At 59.2% G+C, this 6,868-nt stretch carries 7 protein-coding genes; all 7 read right to left on the bottom strand.

The genetic code is table 11. The features are described 5' to 3' along the window. Nucleotides 1-1,006 (bottom strand): flagellar basal body P-ring protein FlgI (gene flgI, locus OUZ52_RS06980; RefSeq protein ID WP_266157657.1); only part of this gene is annotated, 1,006 nt, incomplete at its 3' end. After that, the gene (locus OUZ52_RS06975; RefSeq protein WP_266157656.1) at nucleotides 988-1,536 is read right to left on the bottom strand and encodes a flagellar basal body L-ring protein FlgH; all 549 of its coding nucleotides are present in this window, start codon (nucleotides 1,534-1,536) and stop codon (nucleotides 988-990) included. The genes flgI and OUZ52_RS06975, both read right to left, overlap by 19 nt. Before the next feature lie 31 nt (nucleotides 1,537-1,567). Then, a complete protein-coding gene (gene flgA, locus OUZ52_RS06970; RefSeq protein ID WP_266157655.1) occupies nucleotides 1,568-2,281 on the bottom strand; it encodes a flagellar basal body P-ring formation chaperone FlgA in 714 nt (237 codons plus the stop codon). Then, nucleotides 2,278-3,045 (bottom strand): flagellar hook-basal body protein, encoded by a 768-nt coding sequence (locus OUZ52_RS06965; RefSeq protein ID WP_266157654.1) that lies wholly within the window; start codon nucleotides 3,043-3,045, stop codon nucleotides 2,278-2,280. Before OUZ52_RS06965 ends, flgA begins: the two co-directional genes overlap by 4 nt. A gap of 7 nt (nucleotides 3,046-3,052) precedes the next feature. Continuing rightward, nucleotides 3,053-3,727: a flagellar hook-basal body protein gene (locus OUZ52_RS06960; RefSeq protein ID WP_266157653.1), complete on the bottom strand. Its 675-nt coding sequence runs from the start codon at nucleotides 3,725-3,727 to the stop codon at nucleotides 3,053-3,055. A gap of 10 nt (nucleotides 3,728-3,737) precedes the next feature. Next, complete coding sequence (locus OUZ52_RS06955; RefSeq protein ID WP_266157652.1) at nucleotides 3,738-5,801, bottom strand: flagellar biosynthesis protein FlhA; 2,064 nt, start codon at nucleotides 5,799-5,801, stop codon at nucleotides 3,738-3,740. Beyond that, nucleotides 5,798-6,868, bottom strand: coding sequence for an EscU/YscU/HrcU family type III secretion system export apparatus switch protein (locus tag OUZ52_RS06950; RefSeq protein ID WP_266157651.1), 1,071 nt, complete (start codon nucleotides 6,866-6,868; stop codon nucleotides 5,798-5,800). Before OUZ52_RS06950 ends, OUZ52_RS06955 begins: the two co-directional genes overlap by 4 nt.

Below are 6,868 nucleotides of genomic sequence, written 5' to 3'. Positions count from 1 at the left end.
TCAGATTGACCATGCGCGCATCGTCCTCGTTGACTTTGATCTTCGACTCCGGGACAACCGCCGTCTGAATGTTGCGCGATGGATCGACGTAAATGCCATCAGGCTGCGAGACCAGATAATTGGTCTTGATCGAAACCCGCAAGTCACCTTGTGAAATGGTGACGCTAGCCAAGCGAACGTCGCCCCCGGAAACCACGGTGCCGGTTCGCTCGTTGACGACAACGCGTGCCACCTGGTCGGGTTCGACCGTTACATTCTCGATCGCCGAAATAGCTTGCACCACGCTGCCCGATGGTTGATTGAAATGCACCACCACTTTGCCGGCATGCACAGCTGCTGCCTGCACTCCAGGCAGCGAACGCTGCAGGGCCTGGGCAACCCGCGTAGCCGTCGTAAAGTCGGGCTGATACAGGATGACGTTGATCGACCCCGTTGTACCCAAGGCTCCCAACGGGGCTGAGCGTTGCACGGTGGCGCCATCTGGCACGAGTCCCGCCGTAGGGTGATTTTTCTGTTCAACGCTACCGAACGATTGAACCTTGTAGCCACCGACCGAGATCGCACCTTGGGCCAGCGCGTAAACCTGGCCATCCGGGCCATCCAACGGCGCGAGCAGCAAGGTACCGCCACTGAGACTGCGCGCATCACCTACCGATGCCACCGACACATCCAGTTTCTGTCCAGGCTCGGCAAAAGCCGGCAATGTCGTGGTGACCATGACAGCCGCGACATTTCGGCTGTTGAGGTCATCGGTCGTGACGTTGACACCGAAATGGCTCAACGTGTTCGCGACCGATTGCATGGTGGCGTGATTGCGGCTGCTGTCGCCCGAACCTGAAAGGCCCACGACCAAGCCGTAGCCGATCAACGCATTGTCTTGCACACCTTCAGCTCGGGCGATCTCTTTCAGGCGCACGCCGACAAAGCCCTGCGCGTGCACCTGGCTGATCCCGACACAGGCAAAAAGTGCGACCGCCAACCAGCGCTTCACAGTAGACCCAGCCATTTGGTAATCCGATAGATGATGCTGCGCTTTTGTGGCTCACTGACGTCACCACGTCCGGTGAATTCGATATTGGCTTCGCTGATGCGATTGGAAAGAATGGTATTGGCCGACGAGATGTCTTCGGGCCGCACGGCGCCATTGAGCGCGATGTGCTGAGTCTCGCCGTTGACCACAACCGATTGCTCGCCGCGAATGCGCAAGGTGCCGGAGTCGTCGATGCCGACAACGCGCACCGCCAACTGGGTCTGCACCGCACCGGATCGATTGGTCTGGCCCGTACCCGTATCACTGCCACCCAGGCTCAACACGCCGCCGTGATCGCGATTGGTCGTGCGCAGACCGGCATTCAACTGCACATCATTTCCTGACGCCGTGTTTGCGGTTGCCGAAGCGCGCGAAGTCTCCACGACGAGTACCGTCAGCGTATCGCCCACCCGATGGGCACGACGATCTTCGGCCAAGCCGTGATACGTCGTCGGGTCGATCATGCCGGCAGCATGCTCTTGCGCATGCGCGGACTGGGCCTGCATAACAAAGGCCAGCAGCAATCCTAGGGTCAATTTACGGTACAACTTGCGCTACTCCGCGGTCGGTGATGGTTGCCTTGACCGGCTGGCTGTTGCCAGCCACCTGAATAGGCACAACGTCGCCTTTGTTACCTGCTTGCATGGCCACCCCCACACTCTCGACGGTAATGGCGCCAAAGGCAGCGAGCAGCTTCACGCGTTGGCGGTTATCGATATCTGGCACGGGCTCAAAATCGGCCTTGGTGACCACTTGGCCAGCGCGCACCACACGCCGCAGACGCATGCCCTTGAGTAGCTCCGGTGAAGCCACCGGCTCAGCGGCGCTCGCGGCCACATCGGCGGTTTGCTGACTAAGGCTCAAGTCCTCGGCAATGGCTCGATCTGAAACATTTTCACGATAAACCCAGGCGGGCGCGTAGGCTGCCAACGCGAAACCCACGGGCACCGTTTGCTGCAAACGCCCCTTGACCCGAACCTCCACCATGACCCTGAAACGCGCACGCGGCCAATGGCCGGTAACAGGAGTGGCACGATATTCAACATGTTCGCTGCCATGCGACACCCGCTCGGGGCGCCCCGTGACAATCAGTTCTACTCGGGAGTAACCGCTACCTAGCCGCTGCTCGACCGATGACTGCGCAGCGGCCACGATGGCATCCGCATCGGACGACGGCGTTGCAGCGGTGAGATCAAGCGGCAGCACGCAAAGCACGCCGATACTGATGCCGATGGAGGTCAGCCATTTCATCGATTCAGATTATTGATGGTGTCGAGAATCTGATCGGATGCTTGCAACACGCGCGCATTGAGCTGATAGGCCCGCTGCGCCAATACCAGCGTGGACATTTCTCCGACGAGATCGACATTGGAGCCTTCGACATAACCCTGGCTGAGCGAACCGAATCCAGCATCACCGGGCTTGCCGATCACCGCATCGCCGGATGCCGGCGTAGTTGCGAAATTATTCCCGCCTACTGAGCGTAAAGCCTCTGGCGCAGAGAAGGTTGCCAGCTGCAAATTGCCAATCGAGCTGTCCTGCTTGTCGCTGCCGAGCACGCCGCGAATCTCACCGTTGCTGGCAATGGTGATGTGTGTGGCATCCGTAGGAATCTGGATGTTCTGGGCAAGCCGCTGCCCGGTCGCGTTGGCCAGATAGCCGTCACTGTCGATTTTCAGCTGACCGGCACGCGTATACAGGCGCTCGTTATCGCCGCTTTCGATCTCGAAAAACCCGGCTCCTTGAATAGCCACGTCCAAGGTGTTGTTGGTCTGCTGAATGGTGCCATCCAGCATGACGGGAGCCGTCTCCATGATCTGCGTGCCCGCGCCGACCAGATTGGTCGCCAGCCCTTGCTGAGCTTGCGCTGGCGTCAGCGACGAAACATCGGTGAACGCCACACGCGAACGCTTATAGCCTGGCGTCTGCATATTGGCGAGATTGTTTGAAATGACATCGATCTGTTGCTGCTGCGAGCTCAAGCCACTGGCTGCGATATAGAGTGCGTCGATCATGGTGTCCTCAGGAGCTCTTGCCGATCTGGTCAATGCCTGCCACCAATGTTGCGTGGTAGGTGGAAATAGCGTGTTGAATCGAGCCTGCATGTCGAGACAGCTCCATCAGGCGCACCATCTCGTGTCCCGGATCGACATTGGACCCTTCCAGCGCACCTTGATGAACCTTGCTTTGCGCTTCGGCGATCGCGCCGGACGAGGCATATAAACCCTGCCCCAAAGACTGCAGTTGCGTACCGTCGGCGACGTCGACCAACGCCAGCTGATCGACCACCGTGGCGCCATCGTGAATGGAGCCATCCTCGCTGATCGTTACCGCCTCGTGAGCCAGTGTGATTGGTCCGTTCTTTCCCAATACCGCGCGCCCCTGCGAATCGACCAGTTGTCCGTCGACATCCACCTTGAACTGCCCACTGCGGGTCAGGTAGGTCTGCTCGCCGTTCTGCACCTGAAAAAAACCTGGTCCTTGCAGTGCCAGATCAAGCGCACGCCCGGTATGAATCAAGGCGCCATCGTGCAAGTCGATACGCGTAGGCGAAGCCAGCGTGCTGCTGAAGCTCTCGACACGCTGAACTGCGCGAAAACCTGGCGTGGTCAGATTGGCGACGTTCTGACTGAGCGTGCCTAGCGCTCGAACGTCGGCACTGAGATATCGGGCGATGGCGCTGATGGGGTCGGTCATTGATGTTTCCTCACGCCGTCGCCGGCGTCACAGTTCCGAAAGCACGTACGATCGCGGTGGTCGGCAATTCGTTGATACCAATCACGGTGATATGTGGCAGCGAGCGTTGAATCAGCCCACGCACGTGTCGCCGCAACAGCGAAGGACACAACAGCACCGGCATCAGGCTCTTGCTGAGCATGGCGTCCGACTGCTTGGCCAGGCTGGATAAGAAGCCGTCGAGCTGGCTGGCGTCGGGTAGCACGAGCGCGTGGTTGTCGCGCTGCCGCGCCGCCTGCAGCATCGAGCGCTCAAACTCCGGGGCAAGAGTAAGCACATGCAGTTCACCCTGGTCATTGCTGGCTTTCTGGCAGATGCCCGCACCGAGGCGTTCGCGAACACGCTCGGCCAGATCTTCGGCCACCTTGGTACCTTTGCCCGCATCGACCAGCACTTCAAAGATAGTCTCCAGCTGACGAATGCTGACCAACTCCCGCAACAGGATCTGCAGCACCTTCTGCACGTCGCTATAGGTCAACACCGCAGGTATCAACTCATCGACCAGGCTCGCCTGGCGCTCTTTCAAGCGCAGCGCCAATCGTTCTACTTCGCCGCGTGTCAGCAACTCGGCAGCATGACGTTTGATCAACTCGTTCAAATGGGTGATCAGCACCGTGTCGGTGTCGACCAGGGTGTAACCCGCGCCACGCGCAAACTGTCGTATATCAGGCGACACCCATTGCGCAGGCAACCCGTAAGCTGGATCGCGCGTTTCGCGCCCCTCCAGACGTGGTCGCTGTCCACCCGGATTGATCGCCAGGACAGCGTTGAAATACAGCTCTCCCTGGCCGATACGATTGCCATGCAGAAACACCTGATATTGCTGTTCACTGCCGCTTCCGGCCGCCAACTCGCGCGTCATTACCGGTGGTAACACAAAGCCGTAATCAAGGACGAACTGGCGCCGCAGCCCTTGCACGCGCTCGTTCAACTCTGTGGATCGCTCGCGGAAAACGGCCGATACCGCCGAACCCAGGCGAATTTCCAGCGGATCGATTTGCAATGTCTTATAGAAATCTTCCTCTGCGTCCTTGGCTGCCGTGTCCTTGATCTCCATGGCGGCATCCGCCAAAGCATCATCACCACGGCGCGTCATATAGATCAGACCCACAATACCTGCCAGCACCACCAGCACCGGAAAAAACGGCAGCCCGGGCAGCAGCAACAGCATAAACAGGGTGATACCGACGACCAGCAAGGTTCGTGGATTGGACAGCACTTGCTTGGCGATCTGGCCGCCCAGTTCGGCATCCGAGGCAGCTCGCGTAATGATGATGCCCGTCGCCACCGCGATCACCAGCGAGGGGATCTGCGTGACGATGCCGTCGCCTACCGTCAGCAAGGTATAGCGATGAACGGCCTCGGTCCAAGGCATGCCGTGTTGGAGCATGCCGATGGAAAGGCCGCCGATGATGTCGATCAACAAAATGATGATGCCGGCAATCGCATCACCCTTGACGAACTTGGTGGCGCCGTCCATCGCACCATAGAAGTTCGCCTCGCGCTCGATCAGCGCACGGCGCCGCCGGGCTTCCACCTCATCGATCAGCCCCATGTTCATGTCGGCATCGATGCTCATCTGCTTGCCAGGCATGCTGTCCAGGGTAAAGCGAGCGGCCACTTCGGCCACACGCTGTGCACCGCTGGTCACTACGACGTACTGCACGACCACCAAGATCAGAAACACCACCAGGCCGATGACATAGTTACCGCCTACGACATAGGCGCCTACCGCGCCGATGACGTGACCCGCGCTGCCACCGTTCAAGATCAGCCGTGTCGCCGAGACGTTCAACGCCAGGCGAAACAGCGTGGTAATCAACAGCAATGATGGAAAGGTCGAGAAGTTCAGCGGCGAATCGGTAAGAAACGTGATCAGCAAAACCAGCAACGCTACGCTGAAGTTCACGATCAGCAGAAAATCCAGCAAACCAGCGGAAACCGGCACGAACAAAATGGTGAGAATAAAAATCACCGCCCCGACCAGGGCGATATCCTGTTTGCCGACCAACAGTTGCTTCAGCAAAACCTTCATGAGTGCACCCGATGCCCTGGGCGTGCCATGACCCAGCGATAGATACCACCCACTTCGCCATAGCGATGCGCCGGAATGGCCGCATCGATCGCGCACTCTTTGAACAAGGCTCGGGCCAGCGCAGGCGAGCGCACGATCGGCACGCCATGCTGCGCGCCAATCTTGCGAATACGCGCGCTCAACCAGCCACTGCCCTTGGACAAGACGATCGGCGCCTGCATCCGCGCGGTACGGTACTGCAAGGCGATCGCCACATGAGTTGGATTCGTCACGATCACATCGGCCGCCGACACGCGTGCCACCGACTGGATGCGCGTGAGTATTTCACGCGCCAGGCGCCGCCGCTTGGAGCGGATGCCGGGGTCGCCATCATGACGTTTGTGCTCGTCTTTCAATTCACGTCGACTCATCCGCAGCTTGCGAATGAACTCTTTCCGCGAGAACAACAGATCGAGCATAGCGATAAAGCCAAGCACCAGCAGCAGCCATTTTGTAACGTGCGCAAACAGGTCCGACAGCAGCCACGGCACCGTGGATGGCGCGGCCGCCGCCGACGCCATCAACGGTCGCCACAATGCCCTGGTCATCCAGAACATCGTTGCCGACAAAATCGCCAGCTTCAGCAAAAGCCGCGACAAATCCCAAAATGTTCGCAATGAGAAAATACGCTTGAAACCCTTGATCGGATTCAATCGCGACGGATCGGGCTTCAACGGCGTCGTCGTGAAAATCACCCCCGTCTGCAGCACATTGATGGCAATCGCCGCCACAACCAGGGCGAATATGGCGGGCCCAAGCGCGTGCCATACCGGCGCAAAGGCACCACTCATCCAGTGCGCAAACCCCGGCCCGAGCTGCGGCTCAGCCCCGGCCAAAGCAATGGATGCCCGTAGCGCCGCGGCCATGGCAGTAACAATGCCGGTCAATCCGGAGATCAGCGCAAAACAAAAAAACGCCAGCGTAATGACTGAGGAAAGTTCAGTGCTTCGCGCGACTTGTCCTTTCTCGCGAGCCTCCTGCAAGCGGAACGAGGTTGGCTTTTCGGTCTTGTCTTGGTCGTCAGCCAT

Origin of the sequence: Dyella silvatica (assembly GCF_026283955.1) — a bacterium.
In the GTDB taxonomy this organism is placed as follows: Bacteria; Pseudomonadota; Gammaproteobacteria; order Xanthomonadales; family Rhodanobacteraceae; genus Dyella_C; species Dyella_C silvatica.
Note: the sequence above shows the minus strand (reverse complement) of the source record. Positions and strands in the feature narration are given on the sequence as shown.